Raw genomic sequence first — 21,420 nt, 5'->3', positions numbered from 1 at the left:
AGGTGAGAATGGAAAATCAAGAAGATTTACAAGAAAATTATCTAAAGGTTCTTGAGAAGGTAGAACTAGGTAGTAGTGTTTCTGGTATTGTTATAAATATTATGAAAGATTATGTACTTGTAGATATTGGTTATAAGTCTGAGGGTTTTATTAAAATTGATGAATTTGAGACCATTCCAAATGTTGGAGATAAACTTGATGCAATAGTTACAAAAGTAGGAGGAGAATTAGGTTTGGTTCTTAGTGTATCGAAACTTGATTCTCTTAATTTGCAAGATAAAATTGATGAATATATTGCGAATAGAAAAGTACTTAAAGGCAAAATTTTAGTTGAACTTTCAAGTGGATATAAAGTTCAGATTAATGATAATGTTACTGGGTTTATGCCATTTTATTTAAGTTCTCAATTGAGAGATGAAAAATTAAAAAGAGGTTCTGTAGTTGAATTTTATGTTATTCAGGCAGATAAATCTGATGGTCTTAGGCTTATTCTTGATAGGCGTACTTTAGAGAGAGAACGGGAGTTTCTGAAGCGAAAAGAGCTTGTTAGTTCTTATAGTGAAGGAGATATAGTTGATGGTATTGTTGAGAAGATTACAGATTATGGTGCTATTATAAGGATTAAGAATCTTGTTTTAGGAGTTTTGCATAAGAGAAATATTGCATTTAATCGTGTTGAGAATGTTGAAGATTTTATTCATGTTGATGATAAATTAAGATTGAAGATTATTAAGTTGAGTACAAATACAGGCAAAATGGAATTATCCCTTAAGGCTTTAAAGGTAAATCCTTGGGATTCTGTTGAATCTAAATATAAGGTTGAGAGTATTGTAAAGGGAAAGATTGTTAAAATATTACCTTTTGGTGCTGTTGTTGAACTTGATAGTGCAATATCAGGATTTCTTCATATTAGTAATTTTTCTTGGGTAAGATCTATAAAAAGTCCTCAGGAATTGGTAAAGGTTGGACAAATTGTAGAAGTTAAGATTTTAGAGATAGATAAAGAAAATCAAAAAATTTCTTTAGGTATTAAACAAGTCAATGAGAATCCATGGAATAATTTGGCTGATAGGTGTGGTGTTGGGAAGGTTGTTCAGGGTGTTGTTAAAAATATTACCAAAACTGGTGCTTTTGTAAGTATAGAAGAGGGTATAGATGCATATATTAGTAAATTTGATATCTCTTGGGTTGAGGAAGTTAATCCTGAGAAATACTTTGAGCTTGGTAGTTCTATTAGTGGTAAAGTTATAGAATTTGATGCTAAAAGGCAAAATATTAAGTTGGGAATTAAACAATTAGAAGAAAATCCTTGGGATGATTTTTCTAAGAGTTATAAAAAAGGTGATGTTCTTGAAGTTGAAATTATGGAAAAGAGATCTAAGGGGGTTCAAGTAAGAGTTTATGGTAAAATTATGGGCTTTATTAGTAAAATTCAACTTGGAGATACAAAAGAGTCTAGTTTGGAGACTTTTGAAAAGTTAAATGTTGGGGATAAAATTAAGGTTATAATCACCAATATTGACTTTAAGAATAAATTGGTTTTGCTTTCTTACAAGGCATATAAAGAACAAAAATCGAGCGAAGAAATTTCTTCTTATCTATTTAAGGAGGATGATGAGGAATCTTATAAGCCATTTGCAAATCTTTTAAAGAGGGATTCTGATGTTTAAAAATAAATTTTTTATCGGTATTCTTGCAGTTATTATTTTTGTAGGAATTATTATTTATTTTTATGATTTTACGGATATAAATTATGTAAAAGAAGGAGGAGAGATAGTAGAAAATCTTGAGCAAGATTTAAATCTTTATTTGAAATCAAAAAATACTGAAGAAAGGCAAAATTTAGAATCTAAAATAGAAAAGGCTTTAAACAGTAAAGATGATATTACTTATGAATTTCTTCCACGTTTTTATCTTGCAAAGTCTACTTATTCTCAGAGCAAAGGTTTGTATGAAGAAGCTCTTAAAGATTTAGATGTTGTTATTGCGTCAAAGTGGATTGAGCGGGAATTAGCTTATATTAATAAAGCTGTTATTTATGAAAAAATAGGACAAGTGGAAAATGCTTTGTTAATGTATGATAATGTGATTAATCAAACTAAATTAGATTTTATGAAAATTAGGGCTTTGCTTGGAAAGGCAATATTAGTTGAATTACAAGATAAAAAATTGGCTATTGATATATATGAGAAGATTGCTAATTTTTCTTATGAAGATAATTTATATATTAATATTGCTAAAAATAAGCTTTTTCAGCTTAAATAATTTGATTTGTTTTTTATTTAAATATTCAAGGAGGATTTAGTTATATTATATTTTTAAGTGTATTTTTTTTTATATTTGGTTGTGGAATTGAGGATATCGCTTTAGTTGATTCTCCTTCTGTGGTTGATAGTAGAGCTTCTAGAGATATTTTGGCTTTTAAATTACCTTATGGGTATTTTGATAAGAGTAGTAATGCTAAGGTTAGAGGTTTTGATATATATTATAAATTTTATCCGGAAGGTACGAATCATAATTTTAGTGGTTTTGCAAGAAGTGTTCAAAGAGATTTTGATGCATTAAAGAGTGTTTTTAATAATGTTAGTGCATTTAATTTGAGAGGGTTTTATAAAATAAATTTAGATCGAGATCGTTTTTCAGGAAGTCCTACCTTAAAATTGGATAAGAGTTGGATTCAAGGTAAATTTCCTTTATATATTGAATTAAATTTTGAAAATTTAAGAAAAAGTATTCCTGGTTCAGCGTTTATTACTATAAGGAAGGGTAATGATTCTTCATCTCCTATTCTTAAAGAGATTAAGAATATGTACAGATCTTATGTTGTTGATGGTTTTTATACTGAATTTTTTGATGTTTTGAAGAAATCTAAAGTATCAGATAGCAAAGATAGACCATTTGATCTTAAACATATTAGTGATAGCTTTTTTACAAGGGATGTTTCTCCTAAGTATAATTTAGTGATTTTTGTTATGGCAGCAGGTAATGCTATTGAAGGTGATCTATATAGTGTTATTGTTAATTTAGGGACTTTAAACAGTTTTGAATTGTCAAATTAGTTGAAGGTAAGGTATGTTAGCATTTTTTCTTCATTTAATTTTAACTAATATTATTATTTCTTTTTTAGTAAGTTTTTTTGTTGTTTTTTTTGGTATATTGCGATTTAAGTTTTTACTTATTTATTTTATAAGTTTTTTAGGAAGTGTTTTATTTTTATTTTTTATTCCTCTTTTTTATTCCGATTATTATGATAGACAGATAAATATTTTATTTTATTTGTTTCCAATTATTGGTTCAGTAGTTTTGGTATCTTTATTAAGATTTTCTGAGAGGAGTAAGAATGATTTATAAAGAGAATTTTGAAATTGCGCTTGTATCAAATTCTCTTGCTAGAATTGAATTTTTAAATGCTTTAAAGCTTAATTTTGTTTCTCTTAGTGTTGATATTGATGAAAATTTAATCATGAGATCCGGTGAGATGGAAATTACAAAAAAGATCTCGCTTCTTAAGCTTACTAATGCCATTGAAAAATATGGAAAAGATAAATGTTTAATTACTGTTGATACTTTAGTAAAAAATGATTCTATTTATATTGGCAAAATACAAGATGAAAAGGAAGATTTTGTTAAAATAATGGAATATAGCTGTAAGCTTGTTGAGGTTGAAACAAGTTTATGTATTTTTATTCCAGTAAAAGAAAAAATAGTGAAAGCTTGTGAAGTTTCATTTATTAAATTTAGAGAATTAACTCCTGATATCGTTTATCATTATATTTCTCTTGGATATTGGAAAGATAAGTCTGGAGGTATAAGTCTTAAAAATGGTGTTTCAGATATATTGATTGAATATATTAATGGTAATTATTCAAACATTGTAGGCTTACCAATTGGTTTGTTTTATGATATTCTTATTAAAGAAAATATAATTTCCGCTATATAAGTAGTGAGTAATAGCGAGGGATTTGGGAGGTTGTTTTGGCAGTAATTACTATGAAAAGCCTTTTGGAGGCTGGAGTTCATTTTGGTCATCAGGTAAAAAGGCTTGATCCAAGGATGAAAAGATTTATCTTTTCAGAGAGAAATGAAATACATATTTTAGATTTACAAAAAACTCTACAAGGAATTAAAGATTCTTATGAACTTGTTCAGAGCGTTATAAAGAATGGTAAGAAGGTTTTATTTGTTGGTACTAAAAAACAGGCAAGTGAGATCATTGAACAGGAAGCTAAAAGAAGTGAGATGCCCTATGTTAATAATAGGTGGCTTGGTGGTATGCTTTCAAATTTTAATACTATTAAGAAATCAGTTCAAAAATTAAAAAAATTGGAAAAAATGGAAGTTGATGGAACTTTTGAAATGATTAGTAAAAAGGAAGTTTCTCAAATTAATCGTGAAAAGCTAAAATTAGCTAAAAATTTGACAGGTATTAAGGATATGGAAGAGCTTCCCGGTGCTATTTTTATAATTGATCCTAAGAGGGAACAAATTGTTATTAATGAAGCTAGAAAACTTGGTATTCCTATAATTGCAGTTGTTGATACTAACTGTAATCCAGATGTAATTGATTGTCCAATTCCTGGCAATGATGATGCAATTCGTTCTGTTGCTTTATTTACTAAGATAATATCTGATGCTATCTTGGAGAGTGATAAAGAGGTTGGCATTCAAATAGTTGAAAATTTGAATGAAGAAGATTTAATGAGCGAAATTGAAGTAAAGAATGAAAGGAAAGAATCATAAAATGTATATAAGGAGAGTAATATGAGTATTAGTCCTCAAGAAGTAAAAAAACTCAGAGATGCAACTGGTGCTGGATTTGGTGATTGTAAAAAGGCATTAAGTGTTGCTGGTGGTGATTTTGAATTAGCTAAGAAAAAGCTTAAGGAGATGGGTATTGTATCTGCTGATAAGAGAAGTGGTAGAGATGCTAAGGAAGGGAGAGTTTTTTCTTATGTTAATACAGAAAGAGTGGGTCTTTTACTTATTGCATGCGAGACAGATTTTGTTGCTATGAATAGTGATTTTGTGGCTTTTGGAAATTCTTTGATAAAACAATTAGTCGAAAGTGGTAGAGATATTTTAGATGAACATCAAGAACTTGAAATTAAAAATTTGGCAGCCACAATTAAAGAAAATATTTATGTAAGTAAAGTTTATATTTCTAACATTGCATCTAATGAGCTTGTGAAAAATTATCTTCATGGGGATCATTCTAAGATAGGTGTGTTTGTTAAATTTAAAATAGATGATGTTTTAAAAATGCAAGATGAAAAATTAAATAATTTTGCAATGGATTTAGCTTTGCATGTGGCAGCTTTTTCTCCTCTTTATTTAAGTGTTAATGATATTTGTCTTAATTATATTAAAGAACAGGAAGAAATTTTTATGAGACAAATGGAATCTAGTGGAAAACCTGAAAATGTAGTTAAAGGGATAATATCGGGAAAACTTAAAAAACATTTAGGAGAAATTGCCCTCTTGGAACAAGGGTTTGTAAAGGATGATAAACTTACTGTTAAAGAAAAAATAGAAGAGGTTTCTAAGTTGATTTTAAGTAAAATAGAGGTGGTGGAATTTAAGTATTTAAGTGTTGGATAATAATTTGTGATTCTTTTGATTTTTTAAGGAGGTTTGAATGGAGGAATATAAAGCTTTATTAGATGAAAAGATGGGAAGGGTTGTTTTATCTCTTGAGAGTGAATATAAGTCTTTAAGAACCGGTAGAGTAAATAGCGCTCTTTTTGATAAAGTATTTGTTGATTATTATGGAGAAAAAACTCCTTTAACTAGGGTTGCTAATATTAGTGTTCCTGAGGCAAGGCTTATTGTCATTCAGCCTTGGGATAGAAGTCTGTTATCTAAAATAGAACAGGCTATACTCAATTCAGATCTCTCAATGAATCCTTCAAGTGATGGATCAGTACTTAGGATTAAGGTGCCTGTTTTGACTATCGAGAGACGAAAAGAAATAGTAAAACAAGCAAAGAAAATAGCTGAGGATCATAAAATTGCAACTAGAAATATAAGGCATGAATTAAATAATAAAGCAAAAAAGCAAGAAAAAGATTCTCAGATTACTGAGGATGATTTACGACGAATTTTAGATGATATTCAACGAGATACCAATTTTTATATTAAAAAAATAGATGGGATTTTTGATTTAAAAGCAAAAGAGATAATGGAAGTTTAAGTTTATGAGTAGTAATTCTCTTCCAAGTCATGTTGGGATCATTATGGATGGAAATAGGAGATGGGCATTAAAAAAAGGTTTGTCATTTTTTGAAGGACATAAAGAGGGTTTAAAGAGAGCTAAAGAAATAGTGAAACATTCTTGTGAATTGGGTATAAAGTGTTTATCTCTTTATGTTTTTTCTACAGAAAATTGGAATAGAACAAATTCTGAAATAGAACATTTGATGTTTTTAATTGCCGATTATCTAAGTTCTGAGTTTAAATTTTATGCTGAAAACAATATAAGGGTAGTGGTTTCAGGCGATATTGAAACTTTAAGTCAAAAAGTTAAAAAGTCGATTGAAGATGCTACTAATTATACAAAGAATTTTGATGGACTTATATTAAATTTGGCTATTAATTATGGCGGCAGAAATGAAATAGTTAGAGCTATTAAGAAAGTTTTAGCAAAAGGGTTATCAGTTGAAACTTTAAATGAGGTTGAATTTGCTAAGTTTTTAGATAATCAAGAACTTGGTGATCTTGATCTCTTAATTCGAACAGGTGGAGATATGAGAGTAAGTAATTTTCTTTTATGGAGACTTGCTTATTGTGAATTTATTTTTTCAAATGTTTTATGGCCAGATTATTTTGTTTTTCATTATGAGAGAGATTTGGAATGTTTTAAGAATAGGAAGAGAAACTTTGGGAGATAAAGGTTTATTTAGTATTAGGTCTAAAAAGTTGACATTTGTTGCTAGACTTGGAACATTTTTATTTTTTGTTCCTTTGGTCTTGCTTTTAATATTTTTAGAGTTTAAGAGTTATTTATTCATTAATATTTTAATTTTTATGTTTAGTGGAATTGCTGCAAAAGAAGTTAATGATTTGCTTAAATTTAAGTCTGCTTCTGTTTCTAGTACTTTATCTTTCTTTTTAGGAATATTCCCTCCAATTTTGACATATGTGCATTTTAATATTTTAGATTTAGGCATTAATATAGTATTTTATTTAGTTATAACTTTGGTTTTTAGTAACTGGATTGTCAATTTGGTTTTTATTAAAGAAAATGAAATTGTTAATTTTTTATCACAAGCAACTTCTATAATTTTTATACTCATATATCCAGGTATTTTGATGTCATTTGTTGTTGCTATTACTACTTTGCCAAAAGCACCTATTCTTTTATTAATACTTTTTTCTATGGTTAGTGGTAATGATACTTTTGCTTATCTTTTTGGATATTTCTTTGGAAAAAATAGTTATAAGCCCACTATTATTAGTCCTAATAAGACTATAATGGGATTTTTTGGTGGTATACTATTTTCTGTCATTGTTGTACTTATTGTAGTAAGCTTAGGATTGATAAATTTAACTTATGGAGAGGCTATGGTTTTTGGAGTTTTAATAGGATTTTTTACTATTATTGGTGATTTGTTTGAATCTGGACTTAAGCGTAGTGCAGGAGTTAAAGATTCTGGTAAAATTATTCCTGGTAGAGGTGGTGCTCTTGATTCAATTGATTCATATCTCTTAACAGGTCCTATATTTTATTTATATTTGTCGTAGTTTTGGGGAGTCATTAATGTATATTTTTTTTAGTATTTTAGCTTTCACTTTTATAATATTCATTCATGAGTTGGGGCATTTATTTTTTGCAAGACTTTTTAAAGTTAAGGTTGAAGTTTTTTCTATAGGAATAGGCCCCAGTCTTTTTAAAATTAAAATAAAGGATACTGAGTATAGATTTTCTCCTATTTTTTTAGGGGGATACTGTAAACTTAAAGGGTCTGAACATTTGGAACACGAACTTAGGTTAAATAAACAACTTGAAGCAGATAAAGATTCTATTTTTGGTATTTCTCATTTTAAAAGGATATTAATATATTTTGCAGGGCCTCTTTTTAATTTGATTTTTGCATTAATTGTTTTTATTGTAATTGAAATGATAGGAATTGTTTATCCCGATTATTCTAATAAGATAATCGTTATTAATAAAAATGCTTTAAGTAAATTTAGAGATGGTGATGTTATATTGAACGTTGATAATACTAATATAAAGTATTATTCTGATTTAAAGAAAGTTCTTCCTTTAAAAAATTCTAAAGTAACCTTTACTGTTTTAAGGGATGGTGAGAATATTAGTTTTGAGGATAACACAAGTTTAGATAAGTTTTTAGAAGAAATTAACCCTTGGATAGATCTTGTTGTTGCTAAAGTTAAAATTAATTCTTCAGCCGAAGTTGCTGGCCTTCAGCCTAATGATAGAATAGTAAGCATTAATGATGTGTCTATAAGTAATAATAGGGATTTAGATGATTTAATTTCTAAACTTGATGTTAATGTGGTAGATATTAAATATGAAAGAGATGGAGAAATTTTGACTTCAAAATTGGTATTTCAGGATATTAATAAAAATTTAGGAATTTATTTATTACCTGGTTTAAAACGATTGGTGAGAGCGGATAATTTGGTAATTGCTTTTACAAAATCGTTTAATAAAGTTTTAGATATTTTAGGTCGTATTTTATATTCTATTATTGAGTTGTTTACTAATTTTAGAAGTAATTCTAAGAATATTACGGGGCCTGTTGGGATGATTAATATTTTTGCTGGGTCTTTTTCTTTTGGGGTATTGTATTGGCTTGATACTCTTGCTATTTTTAATTTATTGATTGCTGGTATGAATTTATTTTTTGTTGTAATTCCAATGCTTGATGGTGGTCAAATTTTGATTAGTTTTATTGAACTTGTGCGTGGAAAGAGATTTAAAGCAAAGATTATTTACTATTTTTATCTTTTTGGTATTTTAATGATGCTGATTCTTTTTATATTAGGACTTTTAAATGATTTGAGTAATTTTTAAAATACTTTTATATATTAATTTTAGTAGTATGCAAAACTTGAATTAATAAGGCAGTACATATTGAAACATAAACCAATAATGTGCAAATGATGCAAGTAATATTAATATATGAAAAAAGTCATGCATTCTCATATTTGATATTGGGTTTAGTTTTTTACTTGTTGAATATACTATTCCTCCTATTGTATAAAGGATGCCCCCAATAGCTAGCCATAAAAATCCTTGTATAGGGAGTATGTTATAGATGAGTTTGATTCCGAATATAATACTCCATCCCATGATGATAAATATGCATCCGTTAATCCATCCAGGACTATTTATGTATATTGATTTAAAAATGATTCCTAAAATGGCAAATCCCCAAACGGTTGTAAGAATTATTTTCCCATAAATATTGGGCATAAGAATTAGACATGGTGGGGTATATGTTCCTGCTATTAGTATAAATATTGATATATGATCAAATTTTCTAAATAGTTGTTTTATTTTGCTTCCCTTTGCAAATATATGATATAAGGTGCTCATTGTGTATAATAATGTCATTGATGAACCATAGATTAAAAATAATATTGCATGAAGATATTTTTTTAGATTGATTGATAGGGTTATAAGAATAGTTGTTCCTATAATTGATAGGATAATACCAAACAAGTGAGATATTGAACTAAATAATTCATTTTTAGGTATTATATCATTATATGATGGTACGTTTTGATTTTTTTTAGACATAATTCACTCTTTTTCATATTAATAATATGTATATATTTCTTTATTTTAGGTATATTAGTGCAAAATAAGACATAAATCAAGCGGTTGAAAATAATTTAATATGGAACTAGAGATTATGTTAATTTTCTTATTAAATTTTTATATTAAAATCTAACTTTTTCTAAAAAAAGCAATATAATGTTGAATTGTCTTAATTTTTAGATGGAGAGGTTCAGCGTGATAGGTTTTTTAAAAATTTTGAAATTTGCTAATTTGCAAAAGTTTTCTAGTGCAGTGAGATTGCCAATTTCTGTTACTACGATTTTTTCTTTGATGCTGGGTATAGGGTCAGCATTTTTAAATCCTTCTAATTTATTTTATATTGATAATGCTGTTTTTAAATTGATTTTGGGTCTTATTAAAAGTATAAGCAATATTGTTATATTAAATATTCCTTTATTTTTTGTTATAGGTATTGCTGTTGTTGTTGCTAGAGTTCAAAAAGGTACTGCTGCGCTTTTAGGTCTTGTTGGATATTTAATTTTTAACGTTACTGAAAATTATTTTCTTGGGGTATTTTCAGGATTAGCTGAATCTGATTTGATGTCTTCTGTTGGACAAGTTAAAGTTTTAGGAATCCAAACTTTAAACACAGGTATTTTGGGTGGTTTATCGGTTGGGCTTTTAGTTGGTTATTTACATAATAGATTTTGTAATATTGAATTACCAGGACCTTTTGATATTTTTTCTGGAATTAGATTTGTTTCTATGGTAATTTTTCCTTTTTGTATTTTATTGGGAGTATTATTTTTTTTAATTTGGCCTTATTTTAATGAACTTATCACTTCTTTTGGATTTTTTATTGCTAAGTTAGATTATTATGGTAGTTTTTTTTATGGATTTTTAAACAGAATACTCATTCCTTTAGGACTTCATTCTATTTTGACATTCCCTTTTAATTTTACTTCTTTGGGAGGATCTGAAATAATTAATGATCAGGTTGTTGGTGGTATTCAGAATATATTTTATGCTCAATTGTCAGATCCATATCTTACAAAATTTTCTTCAAGTATTTCTAGATTCAATAGTGGATTTTATCTTTCTATTATGTTTGGACTTCCTGGGGCAGCATTTGGAGTTTATAGAGGGATTATTCATGATGATAAGCGTAAGATCTTAGCATTGTTATTTCCAGGGGCTTTTGCAGCTTTTTTTACTGGCATTACAGAACCTTTAGAGTTTTTATTTGTTTTTACAGCTCCTTTGCTTTATTTTGTGCATGCTATTTATACTGGATTTGCATTGTTAATTGCTAATATACTTGATATTTCAGTTGGTATGACTTTTTCTGCTGGATTTTTGGATTTTGTTATGTTTGGGATATTACAAGGGCATGATAAGACAAATTGGCTCTATTTGTTACCATTAGGTTTGTTATTTTTTGCTTTGTATTATTTTACTTTTAAATGGGTTTATAATTATTTTGATTTTCAAATTCTTGGTGTTGGAGAGCCGTTTTTTGCTGGAAGTGAAGGTGAAGTTGAAGGGATGGGGATTGCTCATTTAATAGTTCAAGGACTTGGAGGTCTTGATAATATTCAAGAATTTGGTGTTGTATCGACAAATTTAAACTTTGTGGTTTTCAGTCCAGAACTTAGGTTTGAAGATTTTCTTAAAAAAACAGGTGCTTTGAATATTGTTACAGTTGGTAATACAATTCAAATTGATTATGGAACAAATGTTTATTATATAAAACAGGCTATTGAAAACTATTCTTCCAAAAGTTTGTTTAAAGCCAGTGTTATTGTTGCATCTGAGAATATAAGACAAGGAATTAAAGCATATATTGATATGAAAGAAGATGATAAGCGTGAAAAACAAGGAGCAACAGGGAAGCTTTATAAGCTTAATAAAGATGATAGAGATTAAACTTGAGAGTATAATAAAAATTATAGATTTATAACTACTAAATAGTAAATTATTTTTTATGATTGATTTAAGTATCTTTTTGAAGGAATGAAAATTTAAAGGAGAGATATAGATTATAAAAAATATTGAAGATAAATAATGATTTAAATTTTATTATTAAAAGAATAAATTTTATTTCTGCAAGATTGATTGGTTGTTAGTTAAAGTTTATACAGATAATCAACTTGGTATTTATTGCTATTTATCTGTAATTAATTATGATGATGTTATAACTTATCATGTATATTGTTATTAATGCTGATTTTTTTAAAAAAATATGCTAAATTTGTAGGTATGTTGCAAAAGCTTCATAGAATATTTTTTTTATGATATTCTATCGTGGGGTAATTTTTAGTAATAGTAAGTTAAAATTTTAATTCTTTAAAAAGAATACATTGAAAAAGAGATTTTTGTTTTATAATAAAAAAAGTTGATCTTTTATTATCTAGTATTAAAGGTATCTAACCATTTTTTATGAATAATTAAAAATAAATAATAAAAGAAGTTCAATTGTTTTTTATCAAGAATTGAAAAAATTGAAGTGTTTTTATATACTTTACATAAATAATATATTATAGCGTTAATAACCTTTGCCATAAATTAGAGAAATTTATGGTGCAATTAAGACCATAAGGAGTTGGAATGATAAAGAAGTATGAAGGTTGTTTTTTATTTAGGAGTGAAGAGCTTGAATATAAATCTGCTTTGGAAGAAGTAAAAAAACAGCTTGTAGCTTTTGGTGCAGTTGATTTTGTTGAAAATTCTATTGGAGAGAGAGCACTAGAATATCCTGTTAGAAAACAGTTACGTGGTAGGTATGAAATAATAGAATTTAAAATGGCAAGTGATAATTTAAGAGAGCTTGAAGCACAATTAAAGCTTATTAAAAATTTGCTTAGATATATGATTTTGGTTAAAATTAACAGAAAAGTTAGTGTTAAGAAAGTTAAAAGAAGAAATTTTAGAGAGTATAGAGATAATAGAGATATTAAAGAAAAAGAACAACCATCAGAGTCTAATGTTGATGCTGATTTAAAGGTAAATTGAGGAGGTTGTAGATGGCCGACATTAATTCCTTGGTATTGTCTGGTAGACTTACTAGGGATTCTGAACTTACTTATACTGATTCAGGTATGGCTATTCTTAAGTTTGCTTTAGCTAACAATAGAAGGATCAAAAAGCTTGATGAATGGATTGATTATGCTCAATTTTTTGATTGTGTCATTTTTGCTAAAAGAGCCGAAAGTCTTAGTGCTTTTCTTAAGAAGGGTAAACAAGTTGTAGTTAGTGGTTCGTTAAAGTATGAGAGTTGGCAAGATAAAAATACTGGGGATAAGAAAAGTAAGTGCAGTATTTTGGTAGATGAAATTCAAATGTTTGGATCATCTACTGCTGTTGCTCAGGGAACAAACAATGTTGATTTTGAAAGTTATAAGAAGCCAGATTCATTTAAAACTATTGATTTTGATAATGGTTTTAATGAAGATATACCTTTTTAGGAGTTTTAATTTATGTATAAAGATATAGATTCTCATCAAAGAGATTCAAGGACCGATGGACATCAGGATGGTTTTAAAAAGAATCCTAATTTTAGATTTTTTAAGAAAAAAACATGTAAATTTTGTGATATGGATAGAGTGCCTGATTATAAAGAGTTTGATTTTCTTAAGAAATTTATTACAGAACAAGGAAAAATATTGCCTAGAAGAATTACAGGCACTTCTGCTAAACATCAGAGACGTCTTGCACTTGAAATTAAAAAGGCTAGATATATGGCTTTACTTCCTTTTGTAAAAAAATAATGAAGGAGAAGTTATGAAAGTTATTTTAAGAGAGGATTTTATTAATCTTGGCAAAGAAGGTGATATTGTTGATGTAAAGGATGGTTTTGCTAGAAATTATTTATTGCCAAAGGGTTTTGCTGTTTTTTCAAACAAACATAATATTGATATTTTTTCTCAAAAAAAGAGAGCAATACTTAAAAGACAAGAGACAAGAAGAAAAATGGCAGTTGAGCTTAAAGAGAAACTTGATAAAGTAAATTTAGAGTTTATAATGCAATCTAATGATAGTGGTAAATTATTTCATAGTATTAATAGCTCAAATATTGCTGATGAACTTTTGAAACTTGGATTTGAGATTGAGAGAAGAAAAATAGATATGCATCATGGTGCATTAAAGGCCTTTGGAACTTATAATGTTACTATTAAGCTTTATGAAGGAATTAGTTCTGTAATTACGGTTGAGATCAAAAGGGAAGAGAAAAAAAATTCTCTTAAAAAGTCTAAAAGTGTTGAAAAAGAAGTTTAAGGAAGAGGGGCATAGCTTGTGGCTTTTACTTCGATAAGCACAACCTCTACACTTCTTTTTAATGAAGGTGCAGAAAAGGCAGTTATTTCAAGTATATTTTATAATCCGGGAAAAGTAGAAGAGGCTTTATTATATTTAAAGCCGGATGACTTTTATAATCAAGATCATGAAATGATTTTTAAAGCTATGATTTCTCTTTATGAGAAAAGAGAAAATATTGATCCGATAACTGTATTTGAGGAGGTTTCTACTATAACTCCTAAGTCACAACTTGTAAATAATTTGAAAGCTTTAACGGGTTTACAAGATTATTTAAGTTTTCTTTCAGGTTATCTTCCAACTGATAAGACTATAAATATTTATGCAAAAATTGTTAAGGAACATCGTATTAGGAGAGATATTGCAAAAATTTCTAGAGAACTAAATGATTTGGCTAATGATTCTACAAAAAAAGTTGAACAATTTGTGGAAGAAGCACAAAGACAAGTTCTTTCAATTGAATTAGATTGTTCTAATAAAAATCTTAATCATGCAAAGGTAATTGCTGAAAGAGTTCATGCTGAAATATATGAGAGGAGTGTTCAAAAACGAGAAGTTGATTTTGGCATTCCAAGTGGTTTTAAAAAAGTAGATAGTCTTATTGGTGGATTTAGGGAGAGTGATTTTATCATTATTGGTGCTCGTCCTAGTGTTGGAAAGACAGCATTTGCGTTAAATATTGCATCCAGTATAGCCTTAAAGGGTGATAAAAAACGAAGAGTAGGATTTTTTTCACTTGAAATGACCTCTGATGCTTTAATTAAAAGAATAATAGCATCTCAGGCTAATATTGATGGTTTTAAGATTCAAAATAGTATTTTGTCAGGACATGAAATTAAGGCAATTAATGATGTTGTAAATGATATTAGTAATTCTGAATTTTATATTGAGGATACTGCAAATATTAGTTTGTTAACGCTTGCAACGCAGGCTAGAAAACTTAAAAGATTTTCAGGTATAGATATACTTTTTGTTGATTATATTAGTCTTATTTCTCTTGAAAGTAAAAATGTTCCAAGGCATGAGCAGGTAGCTTCAATTAGTAAAGCTTTAAAAGAGCTTGCTAGAGAACTTAAAATACCAATTGTTGCTCTTTCACAGCTTACACGAGATACTGAGGGACGTGAGCCTAGTCTTGCTAGTTTAAGAGAATCAGGTGCATTAGAACAAGATGCAGATATTGTTATTTTACTTCATAGAGATAAGGATTTAAAGAATAATTCTGATGATGATGATGGAATTGTGAATGCTATTGATACTAAAGTTATTGTTGCTAAACATAGAAATGGTCCTACGGGTAGGGTTGATATATTATTTTTGCCGCATGTTGTTAAATTCGTTAATAAAGAACATGAAATGGACTATTATTTATAGATAGATTATATTTTTTTGATGTTTAAGGTGTTTGAGGCATTAAATATTAATTTTTATGCCGATTCCGAGATAGTTGCAAATGAATTTATGTTTTTCTAACGTGTGATTGTTTGTGTTATAAACAAGAGGAGAATAATTCATTTTTGTAAATATTTTTATGTTGTATTTTGTTTTATTATATGTAAAGGCATTTATATTTACTCCGGGTTCAATTTCAAGTCCTGTTTGTAATGTATCTTTTATTTTTAATGGCCTGTAAATGGATTTTATATCTTTTTTGTCTTTATTGTAAGCTAAAAATAAACCAGAAGCTATATACAAAATGAGCCGATTTTTTGTGAAAAATTCATATGTTATTCCAGATGAAAATCTATTTGTGCGACTATTTATTTCATGTGCATTAATATCATAATTTGCTGAAATTGCAAAATAATAGTTTAATTGAGGTATTATTTTGTAATATATTATATTTCTGGTTTGAAATGGAAGCATAATATCATATCCTATAGAGAAATTGTGATTTAGGAGATATAAGTTATTTTCTATAGGGTTATCATATTCTTCTGTGATAATTATTCCAAATCCTCCTACGCTAAAAAACTTTTCTTTATTTGAGAAATTATTTAAATTAAGATTATTTATCGAAAAGAAATTTTTGGAATAAAGTTTATATTGAATTCCAATACCAGTTTCTGCTTCTTGTATTTTTAAATATGTTTCTATATCTTTTATTTTGCTTTGAATTTGATAAAAAAGTTGAGTCTCAATCCCTATAAATTGATTTTTAAAATCCATTGAAATACTTGTTTTAAAAAAGTAATCTAAAAAATAAGATAAATCTATATAATTTTCAAGATAAAAAAAACCCATGTAAGAGTAGTTTATGGCTGTACTTATGAAACCTCTATAATGATAATGTTCATAATTTTTAGGAATTGGTCTTAATTGTCTTAGAGCAAAGTGAACTGCTCTTTGTATTAAAGAGCCGCCCCAATTTCCATAGAGTAGATTTTTAATTCCAATACCAATATTAAAATTTCCAAAATATTGAGTTTTTGTTTTGAATAAAATTGGGAAATAATACATAAATCCAAGCTCTAATAGATCAATTCTTTTTCTTAATTGTTCGGGACTTTCTTTGTCGCCTCTAAAGGTTAACATGTGTGCTTCTGCATTTATTATAAAATTATGTTTTGATTCATGAATGAATATTAAAGATCCACTTCTGAGGTCATCAAAGAAATCACTTAAAGCAAATCCAAAACCATCGTTTAATTTGTCAAAATGATACTTATCAATTCCGTCATTTTGATATTTCATTAAATAATTGTAAGCATGTGAATTGATTACTAACATTATAATTATTGTTTTAAAGCCAACTTTTGCTAAGTACATTTATAGATTAATACTAACATGTTTTTATATAAATTAAACACTTTATTTTTAAGTAAATGAAAGTTGTATTTAATAATTCAGTATTTTTAATGATAATTTTTATTAAATCATTTATAATTATTAAATATATTGTGTCAAATTGTGGTTTGCTTGTTAATAGTTAAGTTATTGTTATTGTTTGGAGTGATTTATGAAAAAAATAGCGATTATTGGTGGCCTTAGATCTCCTATTACTAGGTTTGGCGGAACATTAAAGGGAATGAATATTGTTGATGTGTCTGCTGATATTGTTAAGGTTTTGCTTGAGAGGAATAGTATTGATAAAGTAGATGAAGTTATTGTTGGAAATGTAATCTCATCGGGACTTGGTCAAAATATTGCCAGACAGATTACTTTGAAAGCTGGTTTAGGAGAAGCTATTCCTGCTTTTAGCGTAAATAAAGTGTGTGGTTCGGGGCTTAAGTCTTTGGAACTTGCATTTAATTCTATATCTCTTGGTGAGAGTGAGGTTATTGTTGCAGGTGGAGTAGAAGATTTGAGTAATGCACCTTATTTATTACCAAGAAATGTCAGATTTGATGGTTTAAAATTTGGAGACTTTAAAATAGAAGATTCAATATATAAAGATGCTTTAGTTGATACTCCAAGTTCTACTGTGATGGGTATTACAGCAGAGAATTTAGCAGAAATGTATAAAATTACAAGAGAAATGCAAGATCAATTTGCATATAATTCTCATATGAAGGCAAAAGTTGCAAGAGATAGTGGGTATTTTAATGATGAGATATATCCTCTATCGATTTTTGATAAAAAGACAAAACTTAAAAATGTTGTGTCTAGTGATGAAGAAATACGTGATAATTTAAGTTTAGAAAAGCTTGCTTCTTTAAAACCTATCTTTAAAGAAAATGGGACTATTACTGCTGGCAATTCTTCTAGTTTAGATGATGGAGCTTGTTTTTTAATATTGGCAAGTGGAGATTTTGTTCATAAAATGAATGTAAAACCTTTGGCTTATATTGGTGGTTTTAAAAGTGTAGGGTTAAATCCTTTGCATATGGGATTTGGGGCTTTTCTTGCTATTGAGGGCATTATAGAAAAGTTTAGTTTAAATTCAAATGAAATTGATTTTATTGAAACAAATGAAGCTTTTGCAGCACAATCTTTGAGTGTTCTTAAAGCTTTACGTGAAAAGTATGGTATTAAGGATGATATTGTTAATGTTAATGGAGGAGCTATTGCATTGGGTCATCCATTTTCAGTTAGTGGTTCAAGGATTTTATTGACTCTTGCACGTCTTATGAGTATGAATAATAAGTCAAAAGGAATTGCTTCTCTTTGTATTGGGGGTGGTCAAGGTATAGCAGCCTTTTTATATAGATAGATAATATTGTTTTGAAGCTAGATTTAAGTTTAATGTTTTGTTAAAATTTTATGAAGCGATTTAGTTTAATTTGATATAAGGGTAATTTTTATGGGTAATTTTTTGTGTTTTTTGTTATTTTGTGTTTTAGGAATAACTTCTTTTGCTCAAAATACTCCTGTTGTAATCATTAATTTGCATAGTAATGAAATTATTACTAAAACAGAGTTTGAGTCTAAAGTTAATACATTGAAAAAAACACAAGGTAGAGATTTAAGTAATATTGAAAAAAAGCAAGTTTTACAGGTTTTAATTGCTGATGTACTTTTTGGTCAGGAAGCTTTAAAACAGGGAATTAAAGTTGCAGATGATGAAGTTATGCAAACAATTAGATCTCAGTTTGGACTTGCAAGTCTTACCGATGAACAAATTAAGCAGATGATAGAAAGTCAAGGTACAAATTGGAATGAGCTTTTAGCTTCGATGAAAAGATCTCTTGCTGCGCAAAAATTAGTTCTAAAAATTGCTCAGCCCAAGTTTTCAGAGATAAAAGCTCCAAGTGAAAAAGAAGTAATTGAATATTATGAGGCTAATAAAACTAAATTTGTGAATCCTGATATAGCGAGAATTAGTCATGTTTTCTTTTCGGCAAAAGATAAAAAAAGGTCAGAGGTTCTTGAGCAGGCAAAAGATATTGCAAAGCAAATAAAATCTAGCAAGATTACTTTTGAAGAGGCTGTGAGAAAATATTCAAATGATGAAGGTTCTAAGGTTAAAAATGGTGACCTTGGATTTTTGGCAAGGGGTGATCAAAGTGCTCAAAATGTTCTTGGTGCAGACTTTATTAAAGAGGTTTTTGTTCTTAAAAAGGGAAATGTTTCTAATCCAATATCATCAAAGGAAGGTTTTCATATAGTGAAAGTTACTGAAATGTATTCTCAAAAATTTTTAGGTCTTCAAGATAAGATATCTCCTAATGTTAATATGACTGTAAAGGATGCTATTAAAAATAATATGATTAATGTTCATCAACAGCAAATTGTTGCTAAAATACAACAAGAAATTTATGATAAACTCAATAAGTCTGCTAGTATACAAATTTTGGATTCTAGTCTAAAATGAAGATGATATATTTATATATTGGTTATGGATTTGAGACATAAGGCTAGGGTTTTAGCTTTTCAAAAAATTTACAGTATTGATGTTAACTGTAAGGCAAAGGATAATATTTTTGATATTTTTAGTTTTGAAGAGAATGGGATAGATTTAGATGGAGATTTAAAGTTATTTTATTCTGTTCTAGTTAATGGTACTTATGATAATTTAGAGTCTATTGACAAATTAATTAGTGGTATTTCACTTAATTGGCGTTTGGATCGTATGGATAAGGTTGATCTTGCTATATTAAGAATGAGTGTATATTCACTTAAGTTTCAAGATTTAGATGTTCCTAAAAGGGTTATAATAGATGAGGCTATTTTGATTGCTAAAAAATATGGCAATAAAAATTCTGATAAGTTTGTCAATGGTATACTTGATGCTTTGTTAAAAGATATGGAGAGTTCTTTTGAAAACAAATAGGTTATTGTTATTTTTTATTTTGTTTTTAATCTTTTTTGTATCAATTTTTGTTTATTTGAGCTTAAATCCATATGTTTTGTATATATTAAAGGGAGAAAGGGATTTTAATGAGGTTATTATAGAAATTGATGATTATATTTCAAGTGGGAATTTAGATAGTGCGGAGAAAGCAATTAAATTTTATTCTTATTATGCAGATACTGAATATAAGTGGCTTTCTCTTGTTAAGAGAGCAAAGCTTTATTCTGATAAAATCAATCATTATGTGTTGATGAGAAATATTCTAGATTTGAGTGTTAAAAGTTTACCAGGGAATTTAAAGCTTAGAGCACTTGAAGTATATTCAAAACTTAAAGTAGGAGCTGTTTTAGAAGCTTATGATGTTGCTAAGCAGTATTTATTGGGATATAAAGAATATAAATATTTATGTGATGAGGCTTTTATTAAAAGTTTGATTTTAAATTATGATGTCAAAGACATAAAGAGTTTTTTAATTAAAATGGAGCAAGAAAGAGATGCTCTTGCTTTTGAGACTATAGGATTCAATCTTCAAAATAATGCGTTTTTAATTAATGCAATGCTTTTGTATATAGATAAAAAAGATTTTGATGCTGCTAGGAGAATACTCTTAAAAATAAAAGAAGATAAGGATTTTGCTAAAGAACTTGCTTATATTTCTTACGGTCTTGATAATTTAGATTTTACTATTGCCAATCTTAAACTTCTTAGTGATAATAGTGAACCTAGTTTAATGTTTTTGTTAGCAGATGCTTATTTGAAGAAGGGAGATATTAATAATGCTAAGAGTGAATATTTGAAACTTTATACAGATTTTCCTGATTATAGTATGATGATATATCTTGGGTTGGCATTTATTGCAAAGAAAGAAAATGATTTAAAGCGTGCCATTACTTATCTGAATAAGGCCAATGAAAAATTTAAAGGAAATGAAATGATGAATTATTATTTGGCTAGTATGTATTTTGAAATCAATGATTATTTTAATGCAAATGAGATTGTAAAAAGATATAAAGATAATCCTTTATTTTTTAAACTTTATTTTATTTTAAATTATTCAAATTTAAAATATGAAGCTAAAAAGTCTTTTTTATGGCGTTTATTTTATAGATCAAACTATAGTAGTGATATTGCACAATTTTTGGCTTGGAATTTACTTCTTTATTCTGATTTAAAGGATTTAGATTTGTTCTTTAATGTTTATAATCCTGTTGATGAAATACAGGATTGGTATTATTTTTATAAATTTTATTATTTATTTCTAAAAAAGGACTTGGCTGTTGCAGAAAAAATACTTTTGCGTGAGCAAACGAACAAGTATTTATATGGTATATATTATAATTTTGGGGTTCTAAAGTTTTATCAAAAAAACTATAAGGAATCAGAAGAATATTTTAGTAATGCAGTTTCGACTTTACCTTTTGCTATTGATGATAAGAGTAGCATTAATTTAAAAGAGCGTGAGGATATAGCAAAAATATATTTAAAGCGAGGGATTAATTATCTTTATTTAGGTGAATTTGAAAAGGGACTAGAGGCCATTTCAATTGCTAATTCTTTTTATGAAACTAATGAGGGTAAACTTTATATGAATATGATAAAGATATTTAAAGAGAGGAATTGAATA

The 21,420-nt window shown here is 27.9% G+C and carries 23 protein-coding genes; 21 read left to right on the top strand and 2 right to left on the bottom strand.

All coding sequences use genetic code 11. The features are described from left to right. The first annotated feature begins 8 nt into the window (after positions 1 to 8). The 11 genes from BDU_RS00650 to rseP all read left to right on the top strand — a co-directional run bounded on the left by BDU_RS00650 (position 9) and on the right by rseP (position 9,037). Positions 9 to 1,670, top strand: a complete 1,662-nt coding sequence (locus BDU_RS00650; RefSeq protein ID WP_038365978.1) for a 30S ribosomal protein S1 — start codon at positions 9 to 11, stop codon at positions 1,668 to 1,670. Then, positions 1,663 to 2,265, top strand: coding sequence for a tetratricopeptide repeat protein (locus tag BDU_RS00645; RefSeq protein WP_012537898.1), 603 nt, complete (start codon positions 1,663 to 1,665; stop codon positions 2,263 to 2,265). The genes BDU_RS00650 and BDU_RS00645 overlap by 8 nt, the downstream gene beginning before the upstream one ends. Before the next feature lie 119 nt (positions 2,266 to 2,384). Then, positions 2,385 to 3,059: a hypothetical protein gene (locus BDU_RS00640; protein ID WP_012537897.1), complete on the top strand. Its 675-nt coding sequence runs from the start codon at positions 2,385 to 2,387 to the stop codon at positions 3,057 to 3,059. A 13-nt stretch (positions 3,060 to 3,072) separates the two neighbouring features. Beyond that, positions 3,073 to 3,351 (top strand): hypothetical protein, encoded by a 279-nt coding sequence (locus tag BDU_RS00635; RefSeq protein ID WP_012537896.1) that lies wholly within the window; start codon positions 3,073 to 3,075, stop codon positions 3,349 to 3,351. Continuing rightward, complete coding sequence (locus BDU_RS00630; protein ID WP_012537895.1) at positions 3,341 to 3,940, top strand: Maf family protein; 600 nt, start codon at positions 3,341 to 3,343, stop codon at positions 3,938 to 3,940. Before BDU_RS00635 ends, BDU_RS00630 begins: the two co-directional genes overlap by 11 nt. Before the next feature lie 35 nt (positions 3,941 to 3,975). Continuing rightward, positions 3,976 to 4,740, top strand: a complete 765-nt coding sequence (gene rpsB / locus BDU_RS00625; RefSeq protein WP_012537894.1) for a 30S ribosomal protein S2 — start codon at positions 3,976 to 3,978, stop codon at positions 4,738 to 4,740. A gap of 21 nt (positions 4,741 to 4,761) precedes the next feature. Next, positions 4,762 to 5,598 (top strand): translation elongation factor Ts, encoded by an 837-nt coding sequence (gene tsf, locus BDU_RS00620; RefSeq protein ID WP_012537893.1) that lies wholly within the window; start codon positions 4,762 to 4,764, stop codon positions 5,596 to 5,598. A 37-nt stretch (positions 5,599 to 5,635) separates the two neighbouring features. Next, positions 5,636 to 6,190 (top strand): ribosome recycling factor, encoded by a 555-nt coding sequence (frr, locus tag BDU_RS00615; protein ID WP_012537892.1) that lies wholly within the window; start codon positions 5,636 to 5,638, stop codon positions 6,188 to 6,190. 4 nt (positions 6,191 to 6,194) lie between these two features. Then, the gene (gene uppS / locus BDU_RS00610; RefSeq protein WP_012537891.1) at positions 6,195 to 6,887 is read left to right on the top strand and encodes a polyprenyl diphosphate synthase; all 693 of its coding nucleotides are present in this window, start codon (positions 6,195 to 6,197) and stop codon (positions 6,885 to 6,887) included. Then, entirely contained in the window at positions 6,835 to 7,740 is a 906-nt protein-coding gene (locus tag BDU_RS00605; protein WP_231439638.1) for a phosphatidate cytidylyltransferase, read from the top strand. Before uppS ends, BDU_RS00605 begins: the two co-directional genes overlap by 53 nt. 16 nt (positions 7,741 to 7,756) lie before the next feature. Beyond that, positions 7,757 to 9,037: an RIP metalloprotease RseP gene (gene rseP, locus BDU_RS00600; RefSeq protein WP_012537889.1), complete on the top strand. Its 1,281-nt coding sequence runs from the start codon at positions 7,757 to 7,759 to the stop codon at positions 9,035 to 9,037. A 42-nt stretch (positions 9,038 to 9,079) separates the two neighbouring features. On the opposite strand, the gene trhA is transcribed toward rseP, so the two are convergent. Next, positions 9,080 to 9,766 carry a PAQR family membrane homeostasis protein TrhA gene (gene trhA, locus BDU_RS00595; RefSeq protein WP_012537888.1) on the bottom strand — a complete coding sequence of 229 codons (687 nt, stop codon included), beginning with the start codon at positions 9,764 to 9,766 and terminating at the stop codon, positions 9,080 to 9,082. 216 nt (positions 9,767 to 9,982) lie between these two features. Between trhA and BDU_RS00590 the strand changes: the two genes are divergently transcribed. The 6 genes from BDU_RS00590 to dnaB all read left to right on the top strand — a co-directional run bounded on the left by BDU_RS00590 (position 9,983) and on the right by dnaB (position 15,436). After that, on the top strand, positions 9,983 to 11,674 hold the full coding sequence (locus BDU_RS00590) for a PTS transporter subunit EIIC (protein ID WP_041177677.1): 1,692 nt from the start codon (positions 9,983 to 9,985) through the stop codon (positions 11,672 to 11,674). 681 nt (positions 11,675 to 12,355) lie between these two features. Continuing rightward, entirely contained in the window at positions 12,356 to 12,760 is a 405-nt protein-coding gene (rpsF, locus tag BDU_RS00585) for a 30S ribosomal protein S6 (protein WP_012537886.1), read from the top strand. Positions 12,761 to 12,771: 11 nt separating this feature from the next. Beyond that, complete coding sequence (ssb, locus tag BDU_RS00580) at positions 12,772 to 13,212, top strand: single-stranded DNA-binding protein (protein ID WP_012537885.1); 441 nt, start codon at positions 12,772 to 12,774, stop codon at positions 13,210 to 13,212. A gap of 12 nt (positions 13,213 to 13,224) precedes the next feature. Beyond that, the gene (gene rpsR, locus BDU_RS00575; protein WP_012537884.1) at positions 13,225 to 13,515 is read left to right on the top strand and encodes a 30S ribosomal protein S18; all 291 of its coding nucleotides are present in this window, start codon (positions 13,225 to 13,227) and stop codon (positions 13,513 to 13,515) included. 13 nt (positions 13,516 to 13,528) lie between these two features. Continuing rightward, positions 13,529 to 14,023 (top strand): 50S ribosomal protein L9, encoded by a 495-nt coding sequence (rplI, locus tag BDU_RS00570; protein ID WP_012537883.1) that lies wholly within the window; start codon positions 13,529 to 13,531, stop codon positions 14,021 to 14,023. Positions 14,024 to 14,041: 18 nt separating this feature from the next. Beyond that, positions 14,042 to 15,436 carry a replicative DNA helicase gene (gene dnaB / locus BDU_RS00565; protein WP_012537882.1) on the top strand — a complete coding sequence of 465 codons (1,395 nt, stop codon included), beginning with the start codon at positions 14,042 to 14,044 and terminating at the stop codon, positions 15,434 to 15,436. Between the two features lie 39 nt (positions 15,437 to 15,475). On the opposite strand, the gene BDU_RS00560 is transcribed toward dnaB, so the two are convergent. Next, positions 15,476 to 16,831 carry a hypothetical protein gene (locus BDU_RS00560; protein ID WP_012537881.1) on the bottom strand — a complete coding sequence of 452 codons (1,356 nt, stop codon included), beginning with the start codon at positions 16,829 to 16,831 and terminating at the stop codon, positions 15,476 to 15,478. Between the two features lie 190 nt (positions 16,832 to 17,021). Between BDU_RS00560 and BDU_RS00555 the strand changes: the two genes are divergently transcribed. The 4 genes from BDU_RS00555 to BDU_RS00540 all read left to right on the top strand — a co-directional run bounded on the left by BDU_RS00555 (position 17,022) and on the right by BDU_RS00540 (position 21,417). Then, the gene (locus BDU_RS00555; RefSeq protein ID WP_012537880.1) at positions 17,022 to 18,215 is read left to right on the top strand and encodes a thiolase family protein; all 1,194 of its coding nucleotides are present in this window, start codon (positions 17,022 to 17,024) and stop codon (positions 18,213 to 18,215) included. Between the two features lie 90 nt (positions 18,216 to 18,305). After that, on the top strand, positions 18,306 to 19,316 hold the full coding sequence (locus BDU_RS00550) for a peptidylprolyl isomerase (RefSeq protein ID WP_012537879.1): 1,011 nt from the start codon (positions 18,306 to 18,308) through the stop codon (positions 19,314 to 19,316). 24 nt (positions 19,317 to 19,340) lie between these two features. Then, positions 19,341 to 19,775: a transcription antitermination factor NusB gene (gene nusB, locus BDU_RS00545; RefSeq protein ID WP_041177676.1), complete on the top strand. Its 435-nt coding sequence runs from the start codon at positions 19,341 to 19,343 to the stop codon at positions 19,773 to 19,775. Then, the gene (locus BDU_RS00540) at positions 19,762 to 21,417 is read left to right on the top strand and encodes a tetratricopeptide repeat protein (RefSeq protein ID WP_012537877.1); all 1,656 of its coding nucleotides are present in this window, start codon (positions 19,762 to 19,764) and stop codon (positions 21,415 to 21,417) included. The genes nusB and BDU_RS00540 overlap by 14 nt, the downstream gene beginning before the upstream one ends. Positions 21,418 to 21,420: the final 3 nt, after the last annotated feature.

Source organism: Borrelia duttonii Ly (genome assembly GCF_000019685.1).
GTDB lineage: Bacteria > Spirochaetota > Spirochaetia > Borreliales > Borreliaceae > Borrelia > Borrelia duttonii.
This window is presented reverse-complemented; position numbering and strand designations above follow the sequence as displayed.